Raw genomic sequence first — 25952 nt, forward strand, 5'->3', positions numbered from 1 at the left:
GCGTGAATCGTGCAGCTTTCATTCTTCTGTCGGTAGGCGCGGCGCTGTTCGTCGGCCTGCTGGCCTGGCAGGGCTTTGGCGCGGTGACCACCACGCTGATGTCCGCTGGCTGGGGCCTGGCCGTCGTCGCCGCCTTCCACCTGTTGCCGCTGGCACTCGATGCCGGTGCCATCGCCGTGTTGCTGGACCGCAAGACCCGCCACGGGTCGTTCTGCAGCGCGCTCAAGGCACGCTGGACGGGCGAGGCAGTCAACAGCCTGCTGCCGGCGGGCCAGATTGGCGGCCCGGTGCTGATGGTGCGTTACCTGTCCCATCGCGGTGCGCGCATGCGCGATGCCGCCGCCGCCATCACCGTCAGCACCACCACCCAGGCGTTGTCGCAGATGCTGTTCGCGCTGCTGGGCATTATGGTGTTCGGCGCCAACGGCGACCTTTCCGAATATCGCACCCCGGTCATTGCGATCACCGTGGTGCTCGGTGCCTGCGTGCTGGCCTTCTGCGTGCTGCAGCGGCGCGGCATGTTCGGCCGGGTGATGCGCATCGGCCAGAAACTGTTCGGCAAGCGTCCCCCGGCAGACGGCAGCGAAGCCGACGAGGCAAAAACCGGACGCTGGGCCGGGCTGGCGCTGCGCGCCGACGCCGTCGACAGTGCGATTCGGGAACTCTATCGCGACCGCAAGAAGGTCGCGGCGAGCTTTGGCCTTAACCTGCTGGGCTGGATTGCCGGCACCGGCGAGGTCTGGCTGATTTTGCATTTCCTGGGGCATCCGGTGAACTGGCACGAAGCGCTGCTGCTCGAAAGCGTGGGCCAGGCGATCCGGGGCGCCGCGTTTGCGATTCCCGGCTCGCTCGGCGCCCAGGAAGGCGGCTACCTGCTGTTGGCGCCGCTCGTGGGCCTGCCACCCGACGCCGCGCTGGCGCTGTCGCTGGCCAAGCGCGTGCGCGAGCTGGTGCTCGGCATCCCCGGACTGGTTTACCTGCATTTCAGCGAACGGAAGTTCCAGCGCCGTCGCGCCGCAACGGCCCTGTCGGCCGACAGGGGCTGATGCGGCCCTCCCACAATTCATGAGAACAACGTGATGCGAGCAATCATTCTTGCCGCGGGCCTTGGCCTGCGACTTCAGCAACAGCCGGGCAAGCAGTTCCCGAAATGCCTGTTGCGCTTTGACGGCCTGACGCTGCTGGAGCGTCACCTGCGCCTGCTCGATGCCGCCGGCGTGACCGAAGTGGTGCTGGCGCTCGGCTTCGAGCCGGACCAGGTCAAGGAAGAACTGGCCCGACTCGGCCGCGACCTGGAAATCGTGATCAACCCGCGCTACGACCTTGGCAGCGTGCTGACCGTCCACACCGTGGCCGACGCCATGTCGCGCGGCGGCGATGTGCTGCTGATGGACGCCGATGTGCTCTACGACGAGCGCATCATGAGCAAGCTGGTGGCTGGCGATACCGTCAACCGCCTGCTGATCGACCGCGACTTCGAAGCCGGCGACGAACCCGTCAAGCTGTGCGTGAAGGACGGCGTGCCCGTGGAACTGCGCAAGCAGCTCATGGCCGACCTGCAATACGACACCATCGGCGAATCGGTGGGCTTCTTCCGCTTCAAGGAAGACTGCGCCCGCCGCCTGGCCGAAATCGTCAAGGGTTACGTCGACTCCGGCCGCGCCAACATGCCGCACGAAGAAGCGGTGCGTGACCTGTTGCTGGAACGCTCCCATGTATTCGACACCGCCGATGTAACCGGCGCCCCCTGGATCGAAATCGATTTCCCCGGCGACGTCGCACGCGCCGCCGAAGAAGTCCTGCCCCAACTTCTGCCTGTAGGAATCGCACAATGAACGCCATCGACCCGAACCTGCTCGGTACCACTGTTCCGCTCTCTCGCGCTGCACGACTGCGCCAGATGCTGCTGTCCAACGAGCTCGAATTCATTATGGAAGCCCACAACGGGCTGTCCGCGCGCATCGTGCGCGAGGCCGGCTTCAAGGGCATCTGGGCCTCGGGCCTGGCCATTTCCGCGCAGTTCGGCGTGCGCGACAACAACGAGGCCAGCTGGACCCAGGTTGTCGACAACCTCGAATTCATGGCGGACGCCAGCGACCTGCCGATCCTGCTGGACGGCGACACCGGTTACGGCAACTTCAACAACGTGCGCCGCCTGGTGCGCAAGCTCGAACAACGCGGCATCGCCGGCGTCTGCATCGAGGACAAGATTTTCCCGAAGACCAACAGCTTTATCGGTGGCGAGCAGCAGCCGCTGGCCGATATCGACGAGTTCTGCGGCAAGATCAAGGCCGGCAAGGATTCGCAGGCCGACGACAATTTCTCGATCGTGGCCCGCGTGGAAGCCCTGATCGCGGGCTGGGGCATGGAAGAAGCGCTGCGCCGCGCCGAGGCCTATCACCAGGCTGGCGCCGACGCGATCCTGATCCATAGCAAGCTGTCGAAGGCCGACGAGATCGTGACGTTCGCGCGCGAATGGGGCAACCGCTGCCCGCTCGTGATCGTGCCGACCAAGTACTACAGCACGCCGACCGACGTGTTCCGCAAGGCTGGCATCAGCCTGATCATCTGGGCGAACCACCTGATCCGCGTGGCCGCCTCCGGCATGCAGGCCGTGGCGAAGGACATCTACGAGAACCAGACGCTGGTCAACGTGGAAGACCGCATCGCCACCGTCAACGAGATTTTCCGCCTGCAGGATGCGGACGAATACTCGGCTGCCGAGAAGATCTACCTGACCGGCGGCCAGGCGCCCGGCTCGGCCGTGGTGCTGGCCGCGGGCCGTGGCAAGGGCCTGGAGGCGCTGACCGAGGACAAGCCCAAGGTCATGCTGCCGGTGGCCGGCAAGCCGCTGCTGCGCTGGCTGGTGGACGGCTTCAAGAATCAGGGTATCAACGACATCACGGTGGTGGGCGGCTACAAGGCCGAAGCCATCGACGCAGCCGGCATCAACCTGGTGCGCAACGACCGTTACGCCGAAACGGGCGAACTGGCGTCGCTGGCGGCTGCCGCCGACGCGCTGCAGAACGACACCGTCATCGCTTACGGTGATCTGCTGTTCCGCAGCTACATCCTGCGCGACCTGGTGGATACCGATGCGCCGTTCAGCGTGGTGATCGATTCGTCGGAGTCGGCACCGTCGAACCAGAGCGTGCGTGACTTTGCCTGGTGCTCGGCGTCCGACGACCGCGACCTGTTCGGCCAGAAGGTCCTGCTGAAGAAGATCTCGGACGACGTGCCGGCCGGCGACGCCCCGCACGGCCGATGGATCGGCCTGATGAACGTCCGTGGCGAAGGCCGCGCGCGCCTGCAGAAGCTGCTGGGCGAACTGCGCCAGCGTCCGGACTTCGACAAGCTCGACCTGCCCGACCTGCTCAACGCGCTGGTTGCCGCCGGCGAACAGGTCGAGGTCAAGTACGTGCATGGCCACTGGCGTGGCGTGAACGACCTGGACGACTTCCGCCGTGCCGGCGATTTCGCGCACGGCCAGACGCCGTTCGCGGTGGGCAACGGCGAGGCCGCCCAATGATCGAGGCGGTCCAGTTCGTGGAAGCCGCGCGCGAGCGCGGTTTCGAATGGTACGCGGGCGTGCCCTGCTCGTACCTGACGCCGTTCATCAACTACGTGGTGCAGGACCCTTCCCTGCACTACGTGTCGGCAGCCAACGAAGGCGATGCCGTGGCATTTGTCGCCGGCGTGACGCAGGGTGCGCGCAACGGCGTGCGCGGCATCACGATGATGCAGAACTCGGGCCTGGGCAACGCGGTAAGCCCGCTGACGTCGCTGACCTGGACGTTCCGGCTGCCGCAGTTGCTGATCGTCACATGGCGCGGCCAGCCTGGCGGCGCCTCCGACGAGCCGCAGCACGCACTGATGGGTCCGGTCACGCCGCAGATGCTGGACACGATGGATATCCCCTGGGAGTTGTTCCCGACCGAACCCGAGGCCGTGGGCCCGGCGCTCGATCGTGCCATCGCCCATATGGATGCCACGGGCCGTCCGTACGCGCTGATCATGCAGAAAGGCAGCGTGGCGCCCTACCCGCTGAAGTCGCAGACGCCACCGGTGGCGCGCGCCAAGGCAGTGCCGCGCGTGGTGGATACCGGCGCCGCGACCCTCGCCAGCCGGCAGGAAGCGCTGCAACGGGTGATCGCGCACACGCCGGTCGATTCGACTGTGGTGCTGGCATCGACCGGTTTCTGCGGCCGCGAGCTGTATGCGCTCGACGACCGCGCGAACCAGCTTTACATGGTCGGCTCGATGGGCTGCCTGACCCCGTTCGCGCTGGGCCTGGCGCTGGCGCGCCCGGACCTGAAGGTGGTGGCGGTGGACGGCGACGGTGCCGCGCTGATGCGCATGGGCGTGTTTGCCACGCTGGGGGCCTATGGTCCGGCCAACCTGACGCATGTGCTGCTGGACAACAACGCGCACGATTCCACCGGCGGCCAGGCCACGGTGTCGCATAACGTCTCGTTTGCTGGCGTGGCCGCGGCTTGCGGCTATGCGTCGGCCATCGAGGGCGATAGCCTCGCCATGCTCGACGAGGTGCTGGCCAACGCGGCAACGGCCACGACAGGCCCGAATTTCGTGTGCCTGCGCACGCGCCCCGGTTCGCCGGACAACCTGCCGCGCCCGTCCGTGACGCCGGTGCAGGTCAAGACGCGCCTGGGCCGCCAGATCGGCGCCGACCAGGGCAATGCCAATCACGCCTGATCCAACACGCCTGAGAAGAAAAGCATGCTGCTTCTGAATCCCGGCCCGGTGACGCTGTCCGAGCGCGTCCGCCAGAGCCTGCTGCAAACCGACCTGTGCCACCGCGAAGGCGAGTTCTTCGACCTGCAGGACGAAGCGCGCGCCCGGTTGATCGACATCTACGGGCTTGACCCGGCGGTGTGGACGGCGGTGCTGATGACCGGCTCCGGCACGGCCGCGCTGGAAAGCATGATCGCCGGCCTGGTGCCGGCACAAGGCAAGCTGCTGATCGTGCAGAACGGCGTGTATGGCGAGCGCGTCGCGCAGATCGCCACGCAGTACCAGATTCCGCACACGGTGGTAAAGCACGAGTGGATGGAAGCCCCGGACCTGGCCCGCATCGACGCGGCGCTGGCGGCCGACAAGGCCATCACCCACCTGGCCGTGATCCATCACGAAACCACGACGGGCCGCCTGAACGACCTGCCCGCCATCGACGCGCTGTGCCAGGCGCGCGGTGTGCGCCTGCTGGCCGATACGGTGAGCAGCTTCGGCGCCGAGGCAATCGACTTCGGCGGCAACATCGACGCCGTGGCGGCCACGGCCAACAAGTGCCTGCACGGCGTGCCCGGCGCGGCCTTCGTGATCGTGCGCCGCGCGGCGCTGGCCAACGCGGTCAGCCGCACCTACTACCTCGACATCGCCCGGTACGCAAAGCAGCAGGATCAGCGCAACACGCCGTTCACGCCGTCCGTCCACGCGCTCTATGCGCTCGTGGAAGCGCTGCGCGAACACGCCGATGAAGGCGGCTGGCAGGCACGGCACCAGCGCTACGCCGCGCTGGCCGAGGAAGTGCGCGGCGGCCTGGCGGCCCTGGGCATCGACGCGCTGTGGCCGGCGACCCAGTCGTCCGTGGTGCTGCGCGCATACAAGCTGCCGCAAGGCATCACGTACGAGCAGCTGCACGACGGACTCAAGGCGCGTGGCTTCGTGATCTATGCCGGCCAGGGCGGCCTGTCGTCGCAGTTGTTCCGCATTTCGACGATGGGTGCGCTAACGGCGGCCGACATGCATCGGCTGATCGCGGGCTTCCGCGAACTGCTGCACCGTTGATCGTCGACTACTGATCGGCGACTACGGTTAAACGCCTCTCTCCCGCAGTCCGGGAGAGAGGAAATACCTCCGGAGAGATCAGCGCTTCAAAGCTGCTCCTCCACCGGCAGTATCCGCAGCACCCCCTGCTTGAACTTGTCCCACGCATTCATATCGGGCTCGCTGGTGTAAGTCCGCAGCACCCCGTCTTCGCGCGTCACCCACTGCAGCGATTCGCCGTCGTCGGCCAGCACCACCTGGTAGGCCGCGTCCAGCAGTGCATCGTCCACGCCCCGCGCGAGCATGTCGCACAGTTCCTTGCTGTCGACGACGATACCCATTTCCGTGTTGAGCCGTGCCGATCGCGGGTCCAGATTCAGCGAGCCGATGAACAGCTCGTGGCGGTCGACCATGTAGGTCTTGGCGTGCAGGCTCGCCCGGCTGCTGCCGCCCGGGCCGTGGCGCTTCTTCTCCCTGGCCAGCTCGGCGTACGCCGACGGCTTCAATTCATAGAGGATCACGCCTGCCTTGAGCAGCGCCTTGCGTTTTGGCGCATAGCCGGCGTGGACCGCCGAGACATCGGTGGCGCCGTAGGAGTTGGTCAGGATACGCACCTGCACCCCGCGCTTCTGCATGTCGGTCAGCCACTTCATGGCGGAATCGGGCGGGACGAAGTAAGGCGAGATCAGCGTCAGGTCGTGCTGCGCGCCCTCCAGGAACTTCACCAGCTTGGGAACCGCATGGGTCGAGTCGTCCTCTGGCGGCAACAGCACCTTGGCGGCGCGATCGGCAATCACGGCCGCGTTGCCCCAGTACTCGGGCAACTTGTTATCGCGCATCAGCTGCACGATGCCGGTTTCCAGCAGCGACTTGCCGTACGGCGTGGCGCGCATGCTCACGGCGTGTTCGTCCAGGTACGTGCGTAGCTTCTGCTGATGGGTAGCCGCCTCGTCGCCGCTCAGCGGTTTGGCCAGCGCCGATAGCGGATACGCCGCCTCGCCGTTCCAGAAATCATCGAACACGCTGGACACCTGCGGCACGACGGGCCCGGCGGCCAGCAGGTCGAGATCGGTGAAATCGGTATCGGCCGCGCCGTAGTACTGATCGCCGATATTGCGGCCGCCGACGATGGTGAGCTGGTTGTCGGCGGTCATCGACTTGTTGTGCATGCGCCGGTTGATGCGCCGGAAGTCGGTCGCGTACTCGAACAGCCGCATATTGCGGCTGGCGAACGGGTTGAACAGCCTGACCTCCACGTTCGGATGGGCGTCCACGGTGGAAAGCGCCTGGTCCTGGCCCGCCAGGTGGATGTCGTCGAGCAGCAGCCGCACGCGCACGCCGCGGTCCGCGGCGGCCATGATCTCCGCCAGCAGCGTCAGGCCGGTGTTGTCGGCGTCGAAGATGTAGTACTGGACATCGAGGCTGCGTTGCGCGGCGCGCGCCAGTGCGATGCGCATCGCCAGGGCGTCCGTGCCCGACAGCAGCGGATAGAAGACCGACTGGCCCGGATGCGCGGCCAGCTTCGGTGCCAGGCCGCTCGCCAGCATGGTGTCGCCGGTGTCCCGCAGCGCCATTTCCGGCGCCAGTTGGGGCCGCGACGGCAGCCCGGCGCATGCCGTCATCAGCAACGCGAACAACATCATCAGCGGACGGCCCAGCCAGCCATGCGCCGCTTGCGTGACATACGTCATGCGTCCTCCCGTGATTATTCCAGCCCGAACAACGGACATGTTCCAAAACCACGATTGCGATAGTACCCCGCGCTGCTATCCTTTCGATACTTGCATTTTGATAGCTATATAGCCCACACAAATAAGCATATGACGACCCTGTTCGATCCTCTCCAGATTGGTGACCTGCACCTGCCCAACCGTATCGTGATGGCGCCGCTGACGCGCCTGCGCGCCGCCGACCCCGTGCATGTGCCCAACGCGCTGATGGCCGAGTACTACGCGCAGCGTGCCAGCGCCGGCCTGCTGATTTCCGAAGGCGTGCCCGTATCGCCCGATGGCGTGGGCTACGAAAACGTGCCCGGCCTCTGGACCGACGAACAGGTGGCTGGCTGGAAGGTGGTGACGGACGCCGTGCACCGCGCCGGCGGCCGCATCGTGGCGCAGCTGTGGCACGTGGGCCGCATTTCGGACCCTAGCCTGCTCGATGGCCGCTTGCCCGTGGCACCGAGCGCCATCGCGGCCGGCGGCAATGTCAGCCTGCTGCGTCCGCAGCGCCCGTTCGTGGTGCCGCGTGCGCTGACCGTCGAGGAAATCCGGCAGGTCGTGGCCGATTTCGGCCATGCCGCGGCCAACGCCAAGGCGGCCGGCTTCGACGGCGTGACCATCCACGCCGCAAACGGCTATCTGATCGATCAGTTCCTGCAGGACGGCAGCAATTCCCGCACCGACGCCTATGGCGGTGCGATCGAAAACCGGGCGCGTTTGCTGCTGGAAGTGGCGGACGCCGTCACGGCGGTCTGGAGCCCGAACCGCGTTGGCGTGCATCTGGCGCCCCGCTCGCCCAGCCATTCGATGGCCGACAGCCAGCCCGCGCAGACGTTTGGCTACGTGGCGCAGGCCCTGGGACAACGCGGCCTGGGCTTTCTGTTCGTGCGTGAAACGCGGGGCGAAGGCGCGCTGCTGCCGCAGCTCAAACAGGCGTTCGGCGGCGCGATCATCGCCAATGACGGGTTCGACCAGGAAGCCGCCGAGGCAGTGCTGACGACCGGCAACGCCGATGCGGTGGCATTTGGCCGTGCCTATATCGCCAACCCTGACCTCGTGGAACGCCTGCAACAGCGTGCGGCACTCAACTCGGTGGACGCCGCCACGCTGTATGGCAGCCCCGGCGAGCCCTCGCAGGGCTACACCGACTATCCGACGCTGGCGCAGGCCGCGCAGGCCTGACGCGCGCCGAACGTCCGGGAAGCTCAGGGCTGCCCGGACGGAATCGGCTGGATCGGAATCACGGTTCGCGCGCCACACTCACGCAGCAGGTCGCGCAGCTCCTTGATCACGGGGAACACCTCGTGGTTCCAGTCCTCGCCCTGGCTGTCGTGGGCGGCCTGCTCCATCTCCACGATCTCGCGGTCTTCCTTGAAGATGCGCTCGGTGAACCAGACCAGCAATGGCCAGGCCAGATCGAGCGCAAACGGCACGCCGGGGCGGCGGATCGACAGCAGGCCGAACGTGCGGTTGGTGCGCTGCGCCGCGTCCAGCGGCACGTAGGCGATCCACAGGTCCATCACGAGCGTGCCAGAGCCGGAGCGGATCTGCAGCGTCTGGTATGGATAACCGGTCCGCACCGTCATCACGTCCTTGTTGTTCTGGCCGCCGTCCTTGCCGAACACCAGCGCCTCACCCACCGGCTGCTTGCCGCCTTCGCGCTCGAACACGTAGTCGACTTCCACAAAGCCTTCGCCACGGCGCCGGCCCAGCGAGCGGGCGCGCATCATTCCCATCTGCTTGCGGTGCAGAAACTGATGGTTCATATCCATCAGGTTTTCATGCATGAACGAGTAGTGGCACTTGACCTCACGGCCCAGGCGGCGCGTCTTGTACTGCTTGTCCGACACGGAAGCGAAATCGGGCAGCGCCTGCTGGTCGGCCAGCGCCGGATTGCCGGGAAACACGAAGATCAACCCGGCGCGTTCCTGGCACGGATACGCGCGCACGCCGTTGGGCAGGCGTTCCTTGCCCAGGTACGGCACGTCGACGCAGCGGCCGGTGCAATCGTAGGTCCAGCCGTGGTAGCAGCAGCGGATCGACTCGCCTTCCACCACACCGGCATGCAGCGGCACCTGGCGGTGCGCGCAGCGGTCTTCCAGCGCAAAGATCTTGCCCGTCGCCGTGCGCACGAGCACGATGGGGTCGCCCGCAAACCGCACGCCATGCGCGCGGCCGGTCTTTACCTCGCGGGACCAGGCAAGCGGGTACCAGTGATCGGGATGGATGGGCACACGGCGCAGGTCGCGCACCGGCGCTTCGGGGAGCGGCACGGCGCCGGCTGCGGCGTCGCTGGAGACATCGGGGGTACGGCGGTCAAGCGCAGACTCGGCATACATGCAGGGCGTCTCCTTGGGTCCCGGTACCGACCTCCCGCGCCGAAATGGCGAGCCGGGGCATCGGGGAACCGAATCGACTGAGTCTAACTCAACGGCAGCCCGCGGTCTGTCAGCTTTTATCCGACTGGCGGGACGGCACCCGTCATCTCCCGATCAAGCGATGACACATCCCGAGGCCCGTCCGGACGGCTCATTTGCAACACATGGCGGCCGCTGGCGTCTGCCCCCTCCAATCGGGGTATCCTTGCGGCAACCCTTAAAGAGACATGCCAGCCCCCCCTCGATCATGTCCCGTTCAGCCCGTTCAGCCCACCCGGACGTGCCGCGCCGCGACACCGGCGACGATGCCGCCTCCTATCGCACGCTGGTCGAATCGATCAGCGACTACGCCATCTTTTCGCTGGACGCCACCGGACACGTCACGAGCTGGAATGCCGGCGCCGCGCGCATCAAAGGCTACCGCCGCGAGGAAATCCTCGGCCAGCATTTCTCGCGCTTCTACAGGGCCGAAGCCAAGGCTCGCAACTGGCCGGACATCGAACTGGAAGCCGCCGCGCGGCTGGGACGTTTCGAGGACGAAGGATGGCGCGTCCGCAAGGATGGCACCGAATTCTGGGCCAACGTGGTGATTACCGCGCTGCACGACGAGCAGGGCAAACTGATCGGCTTTGGCAAGGTCACGCGGGACATGACCGAACAGCGCCTGGCGGCCGAGGCACTGCGCCAGAGCGAGGAGACCTTCCGGCTGCTAGTGGATAGCGTCAAGGACTACGCGATCTTCATGCTCGATCCGGGCGGCCATGTCGTGAGCTGGAACGCCGGGGCGTCCTACATCAAGGGCTATCGCCGCGACGAAATCCTCGGCAAGCATTTCTCGGTGTTCTACCCCTCGGACGACGTCGCGGCCGGCAAGCCCGAGCGCGAGCTGATCATCGCGCGCGAACAGGGCCGCGTGGAAGACGAAGGCTGGCGCGTGCGCAAGGACGGCTCGCTGTTCTGGGCCAACGTGACGATCACCGCCGTGTACGACGAAACACGGCTGCTGCGTGGCTTTGCCAAGGTTACGCGCGACATGAGCGAGCGCAAGCGGCTTGAAGAACTGGAGCAATCGGAGCGGCGCATGAATGAATTCCTGGCTACGCTCTCGCACGAACTCCGCAACCCGCTGGCACCGATCCGCAACGCACTGACCGTGATGCAGATGCGCGCCGACGACCCGCTGGCGATGCAGAAGAGCGTGGGTCTGGTGGAACGCCAGATGTCGCACCTGACGCGGCTGGTCGACGACCTGCTCGACGTGGGACGCATTGCAGCAGGCAAGATCGACCTGCGGCTGGAGCCCGTGGACGCCAGGGAGATCATCGCACTGGGCATCGAAGCCTCCGAGCCGGCCCTGAGCGCCAAGGCGCAAACCGTGACCGTCACGACTGACGACTCAGCAATGCCGCTGAACGTGGATCGCACACGGCTGAGCCAAGTCATGCAGAACCTGCTGCTCAACGCGTCGAAATTCTCTTCGCCGGGCGCGCAGATTGCCGTGTCGGCGTCGATCCGGCACCGGACCCTGGTGATCCAGATCATCGATCACGGCCGAGGCATTTCTACCGATGCACTCGAATCGATCTTCAACCTGTTCGTGCAGGAAGACCGGCCCGGCAGCACGGCACAGGGCGGCCTGGGCATCGGGCTGTCGCTGTGCCGGTCACTAGTGGAAATGCATGGCGGATCGATTGCCGCCACCAGCGAAGGGGCGGGACTCGGCGCGACGTTCACGGTGCGCCTGCCAATGGCGGCGGCACCGGAGACGCCCGGCGCGAGCGGTGGCGCCGGCACCAAGTCGGGCCACCGGCGGCGCTTGCTGCTGGTGGACGACAACCGCGACGCCGCGGACAGCATGTCGATCCTGCTGGAGCTGTCGGGCCACGAGGTGACCATCGCCTATGACGGCATGGAAGCGATTCACGCCGCCGCGCGGCTGCGGCCGGACGTGGCCCTGATCGATCTGGCCATGCCCGGCATGGACGGCTTCGCGGTCATCCACGCCTTGCGCGGCATGCCAGCACTGGCTGACACGCGCTACGTGGCGCTGACCGGTTTCGGCCAGGCATCCGACCGCGAGCAGACCGCGGCGGCGGGGTTCCACGCGCACCTGGTCAAGCCCGTGGAGTTGGAAGCCCTGCTCAAGGTGATTGCTGGCGATTGACTCGTGGCGCCAGGGCGATAACGGGCCCGCCAGCGCATCCGCCGTGAGACGTCATGCGCCAGGCCGCATCCACACCCGCCCGCCCCCTCCCCGGCCCGCACCGCCGCGCGCCCGGTAAACGCGCCGAACGCCGGCCGGATCTTCCCCTGCACCTCCACCACGAAGCACGGCAGCCGCATGCCGGGGCCAGCCCCCGTGCCAGACGCCAGATGTATGACGAAAGAGTTATCTATCAGGCGTTTTGCCCGAAGATGCCGAATTTTGCTCCGCCGTCAATCAGCCGCAGACCGATAGTGTGAGCTATGAATCCCTCCTAGAATGATTTGACCCCGTGCCGATACGAGTCCCGCGGCTGGCAAACCCAACCTATCCGAGCGACGCCCATGCGCACAGAAAACCAGCGACTTGCCAACCTCCTGCGCGACGAACAGGAGGCCATCCTGCGCGGCTGGGCCGCCGAATACCACAACTATGCGGAGGGCCGTGGCCTGATCGATAACGTGGCGGCGGACCAGCAGTCCATCCTGCACGGCCTGGAAGCCGGGCTGCGGGCCGATGGCGACGCGGGCAATTTCAGCGCCAGTCCGTGGAACGGCGTGCGCGACACGCTGGCAAAGCTGTCACGCAGCCGCGCCGCCCAGGGGGAAACGGCCGACGTGACGAGCGGCTTCGTGCTGGCCCTGAAACGGCCCATTTTCGACGCCTTGCAGCGCCAGACCAGCGGCCTGGAGGGCCAGATCGACGTGATCTGGACCACGTCGGCCATCGTCGACCGCATGGCGCAGTGGACGCTCTCCACCTACCAGAAGACGCGCGAGGAAATCATCGTGCGCCAGCAACACGAGCTGATGGAGCTGTCCACGCCGGTCATCAAGCTTTGGGAAGGCGTGCTGGCCGTGCCCGTGATCGGCACGCTGGACAGCAGCCGCGCGCAGATGGTCATGGAAACCCTGCTGTCACGGCTGGTGGAAACCGGTTCCGAGCTGGCCATCATCGACATCACCGGCGTGCCCACGGTGGACACGCTGGTTGCCCAGCACCTGATGAAGACCGTGACCGCCATCCGCCTGATGGGTGCGGAATGCATCATCAGCGGTATCCGCCCGCAGATCGCGCAGACCATCGTGCATCTGGGCATCGACCTCCAGGGCATCGTCACCAAGGCGTCGCTGGCCGATGCCCTGGCCACCGCCATGCGCATGACGGGACACATCGTGACCCGCAACGCCAACTGAACCGGACCTCGCCCCAGTCATGGAACGGATTCCAATTCTGCGGATGGGCAAGCACCTGCTGGTGACGATCCAGATCGACATGCAGGACCAGACCGCGCTGCAGTTGCAGGAAGACCTGGCCGGGATGGTGGAGAAGACCGGCGCGCACGGTGTGCTGATCGACGTATCGGCGCTGGAAATGGTGGATTCCTTCATCGGCCGCATGCTGGTCAGCATTTCCGATATCAGCCGCCTGCTGGGTGCCACCACGGTGGTGGTGGGCATCCGCCCCGCCGTGGCCATTACGCTGGTGGAGCTTGGCCTGTCGCTTACCGGCGTGAAGACCGCGCTCAACGTGGAGCGCGGCATGGCGATGCTCGATGCCGCGCGGGTGGGCTGACGTGACAACCGAACTGGCCCCGACCGGCAGCGCACAAATCCGCGACGAACGCGACATCGTCCAGGCGCGAGCCGTGGTACGCACACTGACGGCCCAGCTGAAGTTCTCGCTGGTGGAGCAGACTAAGATGATTACGGCGGCCAGCGAGCTGGCGCGCAACACAATGGTGTACGGCGGCGGCGGCGAGATGCGCTGGGAGATCGTCGCCGAAGGCATCCGGAGCGGATTGCGCCTGCATTTCGAGGACCAGGGCCCGGGCATTCCCAATGTCGACCAGGCACTGACCGATGGCTGGACCACCGGCAGCGGGCTGGGCATGGGCCTGTCTGGCGCCCGCCGGCTGGTAAATGAGTTCCATATCCGCACTCAAGTTGGCGAGGGAACCTGTGTCAGCATCACTCGGTGGAAGTAGAAACCACGGACCGCACCACGCCGTGCCGATGGGCGACCCCAGCCGCGTAGGCGAAGCGCGGCGCCATGCCGCCGAACTGTCGGCGCGCCTGGGTTTCGATGCCACGCAGGCAGGCAAGCTCGCGGTGGCCGTCAACGAACTGGGCAACAACCTGCTGCGCCATGCCAGCGGCGGCCGCCTGCTGCTGGCCGCGCGCGAGTTGGCCGGCACCGTCGCCATCGAGCTGCTGTCGATCGACGACGGCCCCGGCATGGCGGACCTCCAGGCCTGCATGCAGGATGGATACTCCACCGCCGGCAGTGCCGGCCAGGGCCTGGGCGCGGTGCGCCGCATGGCCGACGATTTCGACGTTCACACCCGCGCCGGCGACGGCAGCCTGATCCTTGCACGCTTCTACCGCGATCGGGAGGCGGGCGACCAGCCGCGGCGCCCCGCTGGCGGGTTCACGGTGGGCGCCATCTGCCTGGCCGCGCCGGGAGAACTGGTCAGCGGCGATGGCTGGGGCGTGGCCGTGCACGATCACCGCGCCGACGTGGTGGTGGTGGACGGCCTGGGCCACGGCCCGGACGCCGCAATAGCCGCCACGGCCGCGCTCGCGGTCTTCGACCTCAAGCAAGGCGGCACGCCGCGCCACTACGTCGAACTTGCCCACGCCGCACTGCGCGGCACGCGCGGCGCCGCCGTGGGCGCCTACCGAATTGACCGTGGCAGCCATCGCATCCGCTTTGCGGGCGCGGGCAACATCCTGGGCCGCGTGATCTCGGGCATTGAGGATCGCACGCTGGCCAGCCAGAGCGGCACGGCCGGCATTCAAATGCGTTCGGTACAGGAACAGGAGCTGGAATGGCCCGCACACGCGCTGGTGATCCTGCATTCGGATGGCATCCAGTCGCGCTGGCAGTTCGACGACGCCACGGTGCTGCAGCGCGACCCAGGCATCGTGGCCGCGTTCGTCCTGTGGAAATTCAGCCGCGGACGCGACGACGCCACCGTGGTGGTGGTGCGCCGCACGGAGATCTGAGATGACGGTTCCGGACAAGCTCCCCGACGCCATGCCCGACGACCCCGCGACGCTGCGCGCCGCGCTGGACGCACGCACCCAGGAAGTGGAAGCGCTGCGCGCGGAAATCGAGGAAACCAATCGCGGCGTGGTGGCGCTCTATTCCGAACTGGATATCCAGGCCGAGCAACTGCGCCAGGCCACCGAGCTGAAAAGCCGCTTTCTGGCCTATATGAGCCACGAATTCCGAACGCCCATCGTGTCGATCCAGAGCATCACACGGCTGCTGATGGACCGGGTGGACGGCCCGCTGACGCCCGAGCAGGAAAAACAGGTCGGCTTTATCCGCGACACGGCCGCCGAGTTTGCGGAGATGGTCAACGACCTGCTGGACCTCGCGCGTCTGGAAGCGGGCCGTGTCGACGTGTCGCCAGCCTGGTTCGACATGGTCGCCCTGTTCGACGCCCTGCGGGGCATGTTCAAGCCCGTGCTGACCAATCCGGAAGTCTCGCTGATCTTCGAGGAGCCGCACGGTGTGCCAAAGCTGTTCAGCGACGATCGCAAGGTGTCGCAGATCCTGCGCAACTACATCTCGAACGCGCTGAAATTCACACCCAGTGGCGAGGTGCGCGTCTCGGCCACGTGCGATGCCGAGGACACGATCACGTTCTCGGTGCGCGATACCGGCATCGGCATCCCGCCCGATTCTCATCGCGAGGTGTTCCAGGACTTCGTGCAGATCGACTCGCCGTTGCAGCGCCGCTATCGAGGTTCCGGCCTGGGACTGGCCCTGTCCAAGCGGCTGGCCGAACTGCTGGGCGGGCACGTCGGATTCGAGAGCGAAGTCGGCGTGGGTTCGCGCTTCTACGTGACGCTGCCCACTACCTACCCCAGCATCGCGCCCGCTTCGCCCCACACGCCGAACACGCCCTCGGCGCCCACCCCTTCCGGAGACGGCCATGCCGGATGACAACCTTCACGTCCGCCCGGCCAACCCTGCCACGCCCCTGGTGCTCGTGGTGGACGATAACCCCGTCACTCGCTACGCCACGGTGCGCGTGCTCAACGCGGCGGGCTATCGCACTATCGAGGCCGAGAGCGGTCAGGAGGCGCTACAGCGGGCAGACACCAGCGTGTCCGCCGTGGTGCTCGACGTCAACCTGCCCGACATCGACGGGTTCCAGGTCTGCCGCGCGCTGCGTGGCCGGCCGGAAACGGCCACCGTGCCCGTGGTGCATCTGTCCGCAACCTACGTGGCGGACTACGACAAGGTACGCGGACTCGATGCCGGCGCCAGCGCCTACCTGATTCACCCAGCCGAACCGAGCGTGCTGGTGGCCACGATTGCCTCGCTGCTGCGCGCCAGCGCGGCCGAGCGCTCGATGCGCGAAAACGAGGCCCGTTATCGGGCGATCTATTACCAGGCCATCGGCGGCATCTGCACGCTGGACCTGGCCGGGCGCTTCGTCGATGTGAATCCAGCCATGCTGACGATGTTGCAGCGCCCCGCGTCCGACCTGATCGGCCAGCCAGTGGCGGCGTTTGCCCCGCCCGAGTTCCACGACAAGGTCGCCGAAGCCACCGGCCACTCGGGCCAGGACGGCTGGCAAGGCACGTTTCCATTACTCGACGCGCATGGCGACACCATGCATCTGGAGTGGAGCATTTCGACGGTGCTGGAAACCGGCGTGAAGGTGGCCGTGGTATCGAACATCACCGATCACATCAACCTGGAACGGCAGCGCGAGCAGCTGATCGAGCGCGAACAGGCGGCGCGCGCCGCCGTGGAGCGGCTCAATCGCACGAAGGACGATTTCATCGCGATCCTGTCGCACGAACTGCGCAATCCACTCAACGTGATTTCGGTGTGGACGCATGTGCTGGCGCGCCATATCGATTCGGAGGAAGGCCGCCGCGGCCTGGCTGCCGTGGAGCGCAATGTCGCCATCCAGCGCCGGCTGGTGGCGGACCTGGTCGATGTGTCGATGCTCAACGTCGGCAAGATGAAGCTGGAGCGCGAACGAGTGATCGTGGCCGACGTGGTGCGGGGCGCGCTCGACACCATGCAGTCGCAGGCCGCCGAGCGCCACGTGACACTGGCGCTGCATCTGGCGCCCACGACGGCGTTGTCGGCCTGGCTCGATGCGGCACGCTTCCAGCAGATCCTGTGGAACCTGGTGTCCAACGCGATCAAGTTCTCGCCCGAGGACGGCACCGTGCAGATCGAGGTGTCTTCCGATACCGATCACCTGCGCGTGCGGGTGATCGACAACGGCTGCGGCATTGCCGCCGAGTTCCTGCCCCTGCTGTTCGACCGCTTCACGCAGAGCGAAGACACCAACCGCCGCAAGCACGGCGGCCTCGGGCTCGGGCTGGCCATCGTCAAGCATCTGGCGGAGATGCACGGCGGCACGGTGCAGGCATTCAGCGCCGGTGTGGGCCACGGTGCGACGTTCGAGCTTGTGCTGCCACTGATGGATGCCGGCGAGATCGAGTCCAGCGTGGCCGGCGACGACACGGCGGCGGTGCCGCAGTCGGTGACGCTGGCCGCGCTCGATATCCTTGTGGTGGAAGACGACGCCGATGCATCGGCCGCGCTGTCCGCGATCCTGGCGGACTACGGCGCGCGCGTACGCACCGCGCGCGACTGTGAGGAAGCCCTGGACGAGGTGGCACAAGCGGTGCCGGACCTGGTCATCAGCGACATCGGCCTGCCCGGCCGCGACGGGAACGACCTGATCCGGGAAATTCGCGTGCGCGAAGCCGTGGACGGGCTGCCGCATGTGCCAGCGGTCGCCCTGACCGCCTTCACCCGCCAGCAGGACCGCCGCGCGGCCCTGGAGTCGGGCTTCGACGCCGTCTGCGGCAAGCCGCTGCGCTTGCAGGAGCTGATGGACGCCATCGACACGGCGCTGGCGCCGACGTCGTAGGCGCGCCCCTCCGCTGAAAGCGGCGAACCGGCACAGGCCCGGGACGACCGCGCGGCTCACGCCCACGATGCGCCGATGCGCCGATGCGTTATGTCTCGTGGGTATCAGCCCCGTTTCCTGTTGGAAATACGTCAACGAAATCCACACGCGGCACAAGCCACGCTTGACTCCTCAAGCACCCGGCCGCATTATTCCGCCCTAAATTCGTAATACGAGTCATTCGTATTACTGTTTACATTTCCAAAAAGAGCCAATCTGTCATGACGTCCTGCCCGTCGTCGGCCCGCCGCCGGCAACACGCGCCTTCGCGCATCCTTCCCATCGCCGCTTTTGCCCGTGTGGCCGTACTGGCCGGATTTCCGCTTTGCGGAACTGTCATGGCCCAGACAGCGCCCGCGGACCAGGCGCTGCCCTCGGTGACCGTGAGCGCGAAACAGGACGTCGATGTCGGCCCGCAGCTTCAGAAAAAAGCATCGGGTGGCGCACTTGGCAGCCGCTCGCAGCTCGACACGCCGTTCTCGACGACCGTGGTAACCGCTGAAGACCTGGCCGACCGCCAGGTGACCAAGATCGGCGACGTGTTCTTTACGGATGCCTCGGTCTCGGACAACAGCAACAGCAACAATGCGTGGGCGGCGTACACCACCGTGCGGGGCCTGCAACTGGACTGGCGCAACGCGTACAAGATCAACGGCATGCCGTTCATCAGCTACGGCCTGACGCTGCCGTACGAGCAGCTCGAGCAGGTGGAATTGCTCAAGGGGCCGAACGGCTTCATGTACGGCTTCGGCAACCCCGGCGGCACGATCAACTACGTCACCAAGCGGCCCACCGACCAGTTCACGGCCAGCGTGGAGCTGGGCTACCGCTCGTCGCACGTATGGACCGAGCACGTCGATGTGGGCGGCCGCGCCGGCCCCGACAACATGTTCGGCTATCGCCTGAACGTGACGCACGAGGAAGGCAAGCCCGCCAACGCCGTGGGCCTGAATCGCAATTCGGTATCGCTGGGCCTGGATGCGCGCATCACGCGCGACCTGACCTGGACGTTCGACGGCATCTACCAGGATCGCAACACCTGGGGCGCCACCCCGTCGTTCTACGTCGGCGGCATTCCCACCAATGGCCAGTTGCCGGGCGTGATCAGTGGCCGCGGCGGCCTGCTGGCCAACAACGACACGCACTTCTATTCCAACCTTCAGGTCTACCAGACCGGCCTGCGCTACAACCTGAACCAGGACTGGACGGTCAGCACGATCTACAGCTTCAGCAAGCAATCGCGCAGCCGCAATGAGACGACGCTGAACCTGTCGAATGCGGCCGGGGACTACAGTGACTTCCGCTACGATGGCGCGGAAAGCCAGCAGTTCAGCAACTGGACGACGATGGTCGAGGGCAAGTTCCGCACCGGCCCGTTCCGGCACGAACTGGTGGCCGGTCTGAGCTGGCAGAAGCAGATCGATCGCTACAGCAGCAACCTCGTCTACACGGCACTGGCCAACGGCAACATCTATTCGCCATACACCAGCGTCTATTGGAGCCAGACCGGCTTCGAGAAATACCGGGCCGGTGACACCACCCAGAAGGCCGCCTTCGTCAGCGACACGATGTACCTGACCGACCAATGGTCGGTGCTGGCTGGCCTGCGCGTCACGAACTTCGAGCAGAACAGCTATACGGCAACGGGCACCGGCAACAGCAGCTTCACCAAGAACGGCCTGATTTCGCCGACCGCCGCCATCATGTACAAGCCGTGGGCGACCACGACGTTCTACGCGAGCTACGTCGAGTCGTTCGATGGCGGCGGCGTGGTCAGTACCTCGTACCTGAACGCCGGCCAGGGGCTGACCCCGGCCAAGAGCCGCCAGTACGAGGTGGGCGTCAAGACCGACCAGGGCATCTGGAATGCCACGGCCGCCCTGTTCCGCATCGAGCGCCGCAGCGAATACAGCCAGTTCAACGGCACGGGCGTACTGCCCACGTTCGTGCAGAACGGCCAGTCGATCTACCAGGGCCTGGAACTGGCCGGCTCGACACGCATCGGCTCGCAATGGGAAGTCGGCGGCAGCGCGATGTATCTGGACAGCTACTACAGCGAGGGCCAGGACTATATCGGCAACCGCGTGGCTGGCGCGCCGAACTTCATCATGACGGGCCGCCTGGCCTACCGCGTGCCATTCGTGCCGGGCCTGAAGGTCGGCGTCGACGGCAAGTACACCGGCACCACCAAGGCACGTGCCGCGGGCGACCTGACGCTGGGCGGATACACGGTGTTCAACGTTGGCGCCACATACAACACGCGCGTGGCTGGCAAGGAACTGACGCTGCGTGCGGCGCTGACCAACCTGACGAACAAGCGCTACTGGGGCTTCCAGTACGAAAACTACATTCAGCCGGCCGATCCGCGCGCGATCAGCCTGAGCGCGAAGATTTCGTATTGATGGCGGGAAGGTGCCCTTCCTCCACCTGTGGGAGACGGGTCGACCTGGCGGCACGAATCACGGCGTGTCGTTGATGGAACGGCTTGCCCTCTCCCCCGCCCCTCTCCCGCTTGCGGGAGAGGGGCGAAAACCGTAGGGGCTTCAGCTTTCTCAGTTTTTCTCCCCGCGGGTGCTTGCTACAATCCCGGTTTTTCCTTCCCGACCCGAGCCCCCGCCATGACCACCCTTGGAACGCCTCTCTCCCCATCCGCCACCAAAGTCATGCTGCTGGGCTCCGGCGAGCTTGGCAAGGAAGTGCTGATCGCGTTGCAGCGCCTGGGCGTGGAAACCATCGCCGTGGATCGTTACGAGAACGCGCCCGGTCAGCAGGTGGCCCATCACGCGCGCACGATTACGATGAGCGATGGCGAGCAGCTCAAGGCCCTGATCGAGGCGGAACGTCCCGACCTGGTGGTGCCCGAAATCGAAGCCATCGCCACGCCGATGCTCGAAGCGCTGGAAGCCGCCGGTGTGGTGCGCGTCATCCCCACCGCGCGTGCCGCCCGCCTGACGATGGACCGCGAGGGTATCCGTCGCCTGGCCGCCGAAACGCTGGGCCTGCCGACCAGCCCCTACAAGTTCTGTGACTCGCTGGAAGAGCTGCAGGCCGCCATCGATGGCGGCATTGGCTATCCGTGCGTGGTGAAGCCGGTCATGAGCAGCTCCGGCAAGGGCCAGAGCAAGATCGACGGCCCGGAAGGCGTCAAGGCGGCGTGGGACTATGCGATGGCCGGCGGCCGCGTCAGCCACGGCCGCGTGATCGTGGAAGGCTTTATCGATTTCGACTACGAGATCACGCTGCTGACCGTGCGTGCACGCGGTGCCAATGGCGAAGTGGAAACGCAATTCTGCGAGCCGATCGGCCACGTGCAGGTTGCCGGCGACTATGTGGAAAGCTGGCAACCGCACCCGATGCACCCGAAGGCGCTGGAAACCGCCCAGCATATCGCCCGTGCCGTAACGGCCGACCTGGGTGGCCAAGGTCTGTTCGGCGTGGAGCTGTTCGTCAAGGGCGATCAGGTCTGGTTCAGCGAGGTCAGCCCGCGTCCGCACGACACCGGCATGGTGACGATGATCTCGCAGTGGCAGAACGAGTTCGAACTGCACGCACGCGCCATCCTGGGCCTGCCGGTCGATACCACCCTGCGCGCACCGGGCGCCAGCGCCGTGATCTACGGCGGCGTCGATGCCGAAGGCATCGTGTTCGACGGTGTGGACGAAGCCCTGCAAGTGCCGCAAACCGAGCTGCGCCTGTTCGGCAAGCCCGAGTCGTTCACCAAGCGCCGCATGGGCGTGGCGCTGGCCTATGCCAGCGACGTCGACACCGCGCGAGATCGCGCCAAGCAAGCCGCCAGCAAGGTCAAGCCCCGCAAGGCCTGATGTCTTGCTGCCCTCCCCGTACTCCGGGAGAGGGCAGCACTGTTCAGATTGACGCTGTTTCTGAGGGAGAGCTGCTGAAGCGGAAGTTGAGTCGCTTCAAGCCACCCGATCCGCCCGGTCGGTCTGCTCCGCCATCGGTTCGCGCGCGCCCTGGTCGATCGCCGCGGCAGCCAGCGCCGCATGAGCGCCGTGCGGCGAATACTCCCGTACCCCCGCCAGGTCCGCACCCGATGGTGCCTGGTACAAGCGCAGCCCAAGTTCCGGCAGGATCGACAGCAGGTGATCGAAGATGTCGCCCTGGATGCGCTCGTAATCCATCCATCCCGTGCGCGTGCTGAAGCAGTAGACCTCGATCGGGATACCCTGCGAGTCGGGTTCCATCATGCGCAGGTTCAGCAGCAAGTCGTGGTGGATATCGGGATGGGCGCGCAGGAAGGCGATGCCGTAGGCGCGAAACGTGCCCAGGTTGGTCAGCCGGCGGCGATTGACGGGATCGGTGTTTTCGCCCAGCAACGCACGGTTGGTCTGCTCCACCTCCTGCTGCTTGACCTCCAGATAGTCGTGCAGCAACTTGAAGCGCATGAGCGCCCTCACCTCCTCGTCATCGAGGAAGCGCACGGTCGATGCATCGATGCGCAACGTGCGCTTGATGCGGCGCGCCCCCGATTCGAACATGTGCCGGTAGTTGCGGTAGCTCTCCGAGAACAGCTTGTAGGTCGGCACCGTGGTCACGGTGTTGTCCCAGTTCTTGACCTTCACCGTATGCAGCGCGATGTCCATCACAAAGCCATCGGCATTTGACTGAGGCATCTCGATCCAGTCCCCGATGCGCAGCATGTCGTTCGAGGTGAGCTGTGTGCTGGCTACCAGCGACAGCAGCGTGTCCTTGAACACCAGCAGCAGCACGGCCGAGAGCGCGCCGATACCGGACAGCATCCAGAGCGGCGACCGGTCGATCAGGATCGACAGCACCAGCACGCCGCACACCAGCCACAGCGCCAGCTGGGCAATCTGCACGTACCCCTTGATCGAGCGCGTTTGCGCCCGCCGGCTGTTGGCGAACACGGTTTGCCAGGCGCCGAGCACGCCGGACAGCATCAGGAACACACTGACCCACGTACCGGCATGCGCCAGCCGTTCGATCAGGGTCGAGAACTTGCCCAGGTCGGGTACCTGGCTGATGCCCACCGTAATCACGGCCAGGAACACGGCATAGCCAAGCCGGCGATAGGTGCGGTGGCGCATCAGCGCGGCGGCCCATTCGCGGTTATTGGACAGGCTCAGCACACGGTAGACCAAACGGCCCACCACGCGCGCAATGAGCCACTGCGCCAGCGCGGCAATCAGCACCAGCGCAAGCACGTACAGCGAGATCTGTGCCCACGGATGGGCGGGAATACGTTGCTGGAACAGGTCCAGCAGGGCGTCAAATGTCATCAGAAGAATGCAATGGAGGCGTCCAGACAGGCCACAAGTCTACTAGCCATGCGCCCAACTGCCATGTTTCCTTTGCATCGACAGAGAAAATCAGAGGTTTCTCACGCCGGCAGCATCTTGAGTCCGCCGATGCCGACAAAGATCAGTGCGATCAGCACCAGCCTGGCTGGCGCCGCGCTTTCGCCCAGGAACACGATACCGATCAGCGTCACGCCAATCGCCCCGATGCCGGTCCACACGGCGTAGGCGGTGCCCACGGGGAGCTGCCGCAGCGCCGCGCTGAGCAGGAAGATGCTGGCCAGGGCCGCGCCAATGCCGATGATGGTCGGGCCGGGGCGCGTCCAGCCGTCGGTGTGTTTCAGTGCGAGTGCCATGACGATTTCGATCAGTCCGGCGATTACCAGCAGCGTCCATGCCATGTTGGCTCCCTCAATATCTGTCGGTTCAGGTTGCGTTTGCGGATTCCGATGCCAGACTGTAGGCTGTGCAGATCGGCATAACCATTCGCAAATATTGCGGAAAGGCAATGCAAAAATGCAGGAGGCAGACTGGGACGACCTGCGCGTCTTTCTGGCGGTAAGCCGGCACGGTTCGCTGGCTGGCGCCGCGCGGGCGCTGCACGTCAACCATTCCACGGTGTTGCGGCGGCTGAACAAGCTTGAGGAAGATCTGGGCACGCGGCTGTTCTCGCGCGACCTCGGCGGCTACGTGATGACGCCGGCAGGCGAACTGCTGGCCGAGCGGCTCGATGGCGTGGGCGAGCAGATCGACGCGGTGCAGCGCCAGTTGGCTGGCCGGGACACCGAACTGAGCGGGCCGCTGCGCGTGACAACCACCGACACGCTGGCCTATGGGCTGCTGATGCCGATCCTGGCGGATTTTCGTGCGCGGCATCCGCGGATCGAACTACAGGTGGTCATCCACAACACGTTCCTGAATCTCACCCGGCGCGAGGCCGACGTTGCGATCCGCCCGGCTTCGGCACCGCCCGAGCACCTGCTGGGCCGGCAGGCGGGCCGGTTGCAGACGGCACCCTACGCGGCGCGCGGGTACCTGGAACGGATGGGTGCTCCCGCCGAGGCGCACTGGCCCGGGCACTGGTGGGTCGTTCCCGATGACAGCCTCGCGCACCTGGCACAGGCGCGCTGGGCACTGGCGAACGTGCCCGCCGACCGTTGCGCGGTTCGCGCGGACAGCCTTGTCGCAATGGCCCAGGCAGTGCGGTTCGGGATGGGCGCGGGCATGCTGCTGTGCATGCTCGGTGACGCCGATGAATCGCTGGTGCGCCTGGCCGAGCCAGACCCTGCGCTGGACACCCCGCTCTGGCTGCTGACCCACCCCGACCTGCGCCACAGCGCGCGGGTGCGCGCCTTCAACGATTTCGTGACCGGCGCGCTGCGCCAGTCGCCGTGGGTGCTGCAGGACTGACCACGCCCTGCCCGCACCCTCGTGCCGCACGCCGCTCTAGCGGGCGTGCGGGGCGTACATCGCCATCAACTGGTCGTCACTGAAACCCCACTGCTTGGCGTCTTCGAACGCGATCACGGTGTCTTCGCTCTGCGAAAGGTCCAGCACCTCGGGCGCCAGCGGCTTCGAATCGGCCACCGAGTAGAAGACCATCACGCGCGGCCGCAGTGGCTCGCCCTCGTTCTGGCCGCAGACCACCGCCAGCCGTCCTGAGCGCAGCCGCAGCACGGTGCCCAGCGGATAGATGCCGATCGTGCGCGTAAACGCCTTGAATACGCGGCGGTCGAACAGCGTATCGACGCGCACGGCGATGTACTCCATTGCGCGCGCGGGCGACCAGGCCAGATGATTCGGACGCGGCGACGTCAACGAATCGTACGTATCGCAGATCGCCGCGATCTTGGCGTGGATGCTGATTTCGTGTTCGAGCAGGCCGAACGGATAACCGCGCCCGTCCACCCGCTCATGGTGGTGCACGCAGACGTCCAGCGGGATATTGGTATAGAGCCGCGCCTCGTTCAGTATCCGGTAGCCGGCCGACGGATGGCGGCGCATCTGCTCCTCTTCCGCCGGCGACAGATCTCCACTCTTCAGCAGCAGAGATTCCGGCAGCGTCAGCTTGCCGATATCGTGCACCAGCCCCGCCAGGCCCAGTTCGCGCACTTCGCCATCGGGCAGCTTCAGGTTGCGGCCCACCGCGATCATCAGCGCGCAGACCGAGAACGAGTGCAGATACGTGTAGTCGTCCTTGGCCTTGAGCCGGGCCATCGCCAGCAGCGCCTGCGAATGACGCGACAGCGACGTCGACGCGGAATCCACCAGCAGCAGCGCGCCGTGGGTCTCCAGCGCGCGCCCCATGCGCACATCGTTGAACAGGTTGCCGATCAGCACGCGACCGGTCTTGATCAGCTCGCGCGCGCGTTCCAGTTCGTCCTCGAAACTGGTTTCGGGCGCGTCATCGCCGACATCGGCTTCCATCGCCTCCGGCGCGGCCGGTGTCGGCAGGTTGCGGCCCTTGAGGATATCGATCCAAACGTCCTGCACATTGGCTGCCTGGATCTGCTCGACCTGCTCGTCGCTGGTCACCAGGAAGCGCGAACGCCAGAACGGGTGGTTCATCCACGGCCCACCCAGCCTTGCCACGAACATGCCAATCTGCAGCTGTTCCGCCTTGATTCTTCTCAGCAT

General features: G+C 66.0%; 21 protein-coding genes. 16 read left to right on the forward strand and 5 right to left on the reverse strand.

Annotated features, from left to right (window positions below; translation table 11 throughout):
* Window positions 1-2 precede the first annotated feature (2 nt).
* Genes AC3FLX_RS21120 through AC3FLX_RS21140 form a run of 5 tightly spaced genes read left to right on the forward strand, consistent with a single transcriptional unit; the run spans window position 3 to window position 5805 of the window.
* Window positions 3-1046 carry a lysylphosphatidylglycerol synthase domain-containing protein gene (locus AC3FLX_RS21120; protein WP_488699266.1) on the forward strand — a complete coding sequence of 348 codons (1044 nt, stop codon included), beginning with the start codon at window positions 3-5 and terminating at the stop codon, window positions 1044-1046.
* Window positions 1047-1079: 33 nt separating this feature from the next.
* A complete protein-coding gene (locus AC3FLX_RS21125; RefSeq protein WP_488699386.1) occupies window positions 1080-1835 on the forward strand; it encodes a phosphocholine cytidylyltransferase family protein in 756 nt (251 codons plus the stop codon).
* Entirely contained in the window at window positions 1832-3529 is a 1698-nt protein-coding gene (aepX, locus tag AC3FLX_RS21130) for a phosphoenolpyruvate mutase (protein ID WP_488699267.1), read from the forward strand. The genes AC3FLX_RS21125 and aepX overlap by 4 nt, the downstream gene beginning before the upstream one ends.
* Entirely contained in the window at window positions 3526-4713 is a 1188-nt protein-coding gene (gene aepY / locus AC3FLX_RS21135; protein WP_488699268.1) for a phosphonopyruvate decarboxylase, read from the forward strand. The genes aepX and aepY overlap by 4 nt, the downstream gene beginning before the upstream one ends.
* A gap of 24 nt (window positions 4714-4737) precedes the next feature.
* Window positions 4738-5805: a 2-aminoethylphosphonate aminotransferase gene (locus AC3FLX_RS21140; protein ID WP_488699269.1), complete on the forward strand. Its 1068-nt coding sequence runs from the start codon at window positions 4738-4740 to the stop codon at window positions 5803-5805.
* A gap of 86 nt (window positions 5806-5891) precedes the next feature.
* Here AC3FLX_RS21140 and AC3FLX_RS21145 read toward each other — a convergent pair whose 3' ends face one another.
* Window positions 5892-7475, reverse strand: coding sequence for a phospholipase D family protein (locus tag AC3FLX_RS21145; protein WP_488699270.1), 1584 nt, complete (start codon window positions 7473-7475; stop codon window positions 5892-5894).
* Between the two features lie 129 nt (window positions 7476-7604).
* Here AC3FLX_RS21145 and AC3FLX_RS21150 point away from each other — a divergent pair, with 129 nt between their 5' ends.
* Window positions 7605-8684 (forward strand): alkene reductase, encoded by a 1080-nt coding sequence (locus AC3FLX_RS21150; protein ID WP_488699271.1) that lies wholly within the window; start codon window positions 7605-7607, stop codon window positions 8682-8684.
* 23 nt (window positions 8685-8707) lie between these two features.
* Here AC3FLX_RS21150 and AC3FLX_RS21155 read toward each other — a convergent pair whose 3' ends face one another.
* Window positions 8708-9841 (reverse strand): Rieske 2Fe-2S domain-containing protein, encoded by a 1134-nt coding sequence (locus AC3FLX_RS21155; protein WP_488699272.1) that lies wholly within the window; start codon window positions 9839-9841, stop codon window positions 8708-8710.
* Between the two features lie 286 nt (window positions 9842-10127).
* On the opposite strand from AC3FLX_RS21155, the gene AC3FLX_RS21160 reads away from it, so the two are divergent.
* The 9 genes from AC3FLX_RS21160 to purT all read left to right on the forward strand — a co-directional run bounded on the left by AC3FLX_RS21160 (window position 10128) and on the right by purT (window position 21860).
* Window positions 10128-12044, forward strand: coding sequence for a PAS domain-containing hybrid sensor histidine kinase/response regulator (locus AC3FLX_RS21160; protein ID WP_488699274.1), 1917 nt, complete (start codon window positions 10128-10130; stop codon window positions 12042-12044).
* A gap of 383 nt (window positions 12045-12427) precedes the next feature.
* On the forward strand, window positions 12428-13279 hold the full coding sequence (locus AC3FLX_RS21165; RefSeq protein WP_488699275.1) for an STAS domain-containing protein: 852 nt from the start codon (window positions 12428-12430) through the stop codon (window positions 13277-13279).
* Window positions 13280-13298: 19 nt separating this feature from the next.
* Window positions 13299-13658, forward strand: a complete 360-nt coding sequence (locus AC3FLX_RS21170) for an STAS domain-containing protein (RefSeq protein WP_488699277.1) — start codon at window positions 13299-13301, stop codon at window positions 13656-13658.
* A complete protein-coding gene (locus AC3FLX_RS21175) occupies window positions 13639-14070 on the forward strand; it encodes an anti-sigma regulatory factor (RefSeq protein ID WP_488699278.1) in 432 nt (143 codons plus the stop codon). The genes AC3FLX_RS21170 and AC3FLX_RS21175 overlap by 20 nt, the downstream gene beginning before the upstream one ends.
* 28 nt (window positions 14071-14098) lie before the next feature.
* On the forward strand, window positions 14099-15091 hold the full coding sequence (locus tag AC3FLX_RS21180; protein WP_488699279.1) for an ATP-binding protein: 993 nt from the start codon (window positions 14099-14101) through the stop codon (window positions 15089-15091).
* 1 nt (window position 15092) lies between these two features.
* A complete protein-coding gene (locus tag AC3FLX_RS21185; RefSeq protein ID WP_488699281.1) occupies window positions 15093-16040 on the forward strand; it encodes an ATP-binding protein in 948 nt (315 codons plus the stop codon).
* Window positions 16030-18000 (forward strand): hybrid sensor histidine kinase/response regulator, encoded by a 1971-nt coding sequence (locus AC3FLX_RS21190; RefSeq protein ID WP_488699282.1) that lies wholly within the window; start codon window positions 16030-16032, stop codon window positions 17998-18000. The genes AC3FLX_RS21185 and AC3FLX_RS21190 overlap by 11 nt, the downstream gene beginning before the upstream one ends.
* A 260-nt stretch (window positions 18001-18260) precedes the next feature.
* Window positions 18261-20441: a TonB-dependent siderophore receptor gene (locus tag AC3FLX_RS21195; protein WP_488699283.1), complete on the forward strand. Its 2181-nt coding sequence runs from the start codon at window positions 18261-18263 to the stop codon at window positions 20439-20441.
* Window positions 20442-20657: 216 nt separating this feature from the next.
* The gene (gene purT / locus AC3FLX_RS21200) at window positions 20658-21860 is read left to right on the forward strand and encodes a formate-dependent phosphoribosylglycinamide formyltransferase (protein ID WP_488699284.1); all 1203 of its coding nucleotides are present in this window, start codon (window positions 20658-20660) and stop codon (window positions 21858-21860) included.
* A 96-nt stretch (window positions 21861-21956) separates the two neighbouring features.
* On the opposite strand, the gene AC3FLX_RS21205 is transcribed toward purT, so the two are convergent.
* Both AC3FLX_RS21205 and AC3FLX_RS21210 read right to left on the reverse strand, forming a co-directional pair.
* Window positions 21957-23297, reverse strand: a complete 1341-nt coding sequence (locus AC3FLX_RS21205) for a mechanosensitive ion channel family protein (RefSeq protein ID WP_488699285.1) — start codon at window positions 23295-23297, stop codon at window positions 21957-21959.
* A gap of 101 nt (window positions 23298-23398) precedes the next feature.
* Window positions 23399-23716 carry a DMT family transporter gene (locus AC3FLX_RS21210; protein WP_488699286.1) on the reverse strand — a complete coding sequence of 106 codons (318 nt, stop codon included), beginning with the start codon at window positions 23714-23716 and terminating at the stop codon, window positions 23399-23401.
* A 115-nt stretch (window positions 23717-23831) separates the two neighbouring features.
* On the opposite strand from AC3FLX_RS21210, the gene AC3FLX_RS21215 reads away from it, so the two are divergent.
* Window positions 23832-24725, forward strand: coding sequence for a LysR family transcriptional regulator (locus AC3FLX_RS21215; protein WP_488699287.1), 894 nt, complete (start codon window positions 23832-23834; stop codon window positions 24723-24725).
* A 36-nt stretch (window positions 24726-24761) separates the two neighbouring features.
* On the opposite strand, the gene AC3FLX_RS21220 is transcribed toward AC3FLX_RS21215, so the two are convergent.
* Complete coding sequence (locus tag AC3FLX_RS21220) at window positions 24762-25952, reverse strand: HD-GYP domain-containing protein (protein WP_488699288.1); 1191 nt, start codon at window positions 25950-25952, stop codon at window positions 24762-24764.

It is taken from the genome of Cupriavidus sp. 291-E7, from assembly GCF_057798835.1.

Bases quoted from the DNA above. Each gene is read 5' to 3' on its own strand.
- AC3FLX_RS21125 (WP_488699386.1), top strand. From the start codon at position 1,080: ATGCGAGCAATCATTCTTGCCGCGGGCCTTGGCCTGCGACTTCAGCAA.
- AC3FLX_RS21215 (WP_488699287.1), top strand. From the start codon at position 23,832: ATGCAGGAGGCAGACTGGGACGACCTGCGCGTCTTTCTGGCGGTAAGC.
- AC3FLX_RS21195 (WP_488699283.1), top strand. From the start codon at position 18,261: ATGACGTCCTGCCCGTCGTCGGCCCGCCGCCGGCAACACGCGCCTTCG.
- AC3FLX_RS21175 (WP_488699278.1), top strand. From the start codon at position 13,639: ATGCCGCGCGGGTGGGCTGACGTGACAACCGAACTGGCCCCGACCGGC.
- AC3FLX_RS21145 (WP_488699270.1), bottom strand. From the start codon at position 7,475: ATGACGTATGTCACGCAAGCGGCGCATGGCTGGCTGGGCCGTCCGCTG.
- AC3FLX_RS21165 (WP_488699275.1), top strand. From the start codon at position 12,428: ATGCGCACAGAAAACCAGCGACTTGCCAACCTCCTGCGCGACGAACAG.
- AC3FLX_RS21205 (WP_488699285.1), bottom strand. From the start codon at position 23,297: ATGACATTTGACGCCCTGCTGGACCTGTTCCAGCAACGTATTCCCGCC.
- AC3FLX_RS21150 (WP_488699271.1), top strand. From the start codon at position 7,605: ATGACGACCCTGTTCGATCCTCTCCAGATTGGTGACCTGCACCTGCCC.
- AC3FLX_RS21210 (WP_488699286.1), bottom strand. From the start codon at position 23,716: ATGGCATGGACGCTGCTGGTAATCGCCGGACTGATCGAAATCGTCATG.
- AC3FLX_RS21190 (WP_488699282.1), top strand. From the start codon at position 16,030: ATGCCGGATGACAACCTTCACGTCCGCCCGGCCAACCCTGCCACGCCC.
- AC3FLX_RS21180 (WP_488699279.1), top strand. From the start codon at position 14,099: ATGGGCGACCCCAGCCGCGTAGGCGAAGCGCGGCGCCATGCCGCCGAA.
- purT (WP_488699284.1), top strand. From the start codon at position 20,658: ATGACCACCCTTGGAACGCCTCTCTCCCCATCCGCCACCAAAGTCATG.
- aepY (WP_488699268.1), top strand. From the start codon at position 3,526: ATGATCGAGGCGGTCCAGTTCGTGGAAGCCGCGCGCGAGCGCGGTTTC.
- AC3FLX_RS21140 (WP_488699269.1), top strand. From the start codon at position 4,738: ATGCTGCTTCTGAATCCCGGCCCGGTGACGCTGTCCGAGCGCGTCCGC.
- AC3FLX_RS21170 (WP_488699277.1), top strand. From the start codon at position 13,299: ATGGAACGGATTCCAATTCTGCGGATGGGCAAGCACCTGCTGGTGACG.
- AC3FLX_RS21160 (WP_488699274.1), top strand. From the start codon at position 10,128: ATGTCCCGTTCAGCCCGTTCAGCCCACCCGGACGTGCCGCGCCGCGAC.
- aepX (WP_488699267.1), top strand. From the start codon at position 1,832: ATGAACGCCATCGACCCGAACCTGCTCGGTACCACTGTTCCGCTCTCT.
- AC3FLX_RS21220 (WP_488699288.1), bottom strand. From the start codon at position 25,952: ATGCTGAGAAGAATCAAGGCGGAACAGCTGCAGATTGGCATGTTCGTG.
- AC3FLX_RS21155 (WP_488699272.1), bottom strand. From the start codon at position 9,841: ATGTATGCCGAGTCTGCGCTTGACCGCCGTACCCCCGATGTCTCCAGC.
- AC3FLX_RS21185 (WP_488699281.1), top strand. From the start codon at position 15,093: ATGACGGTTCCGGACAAGCTCCCCGACGCCATGCCCGACGACCCCGCG.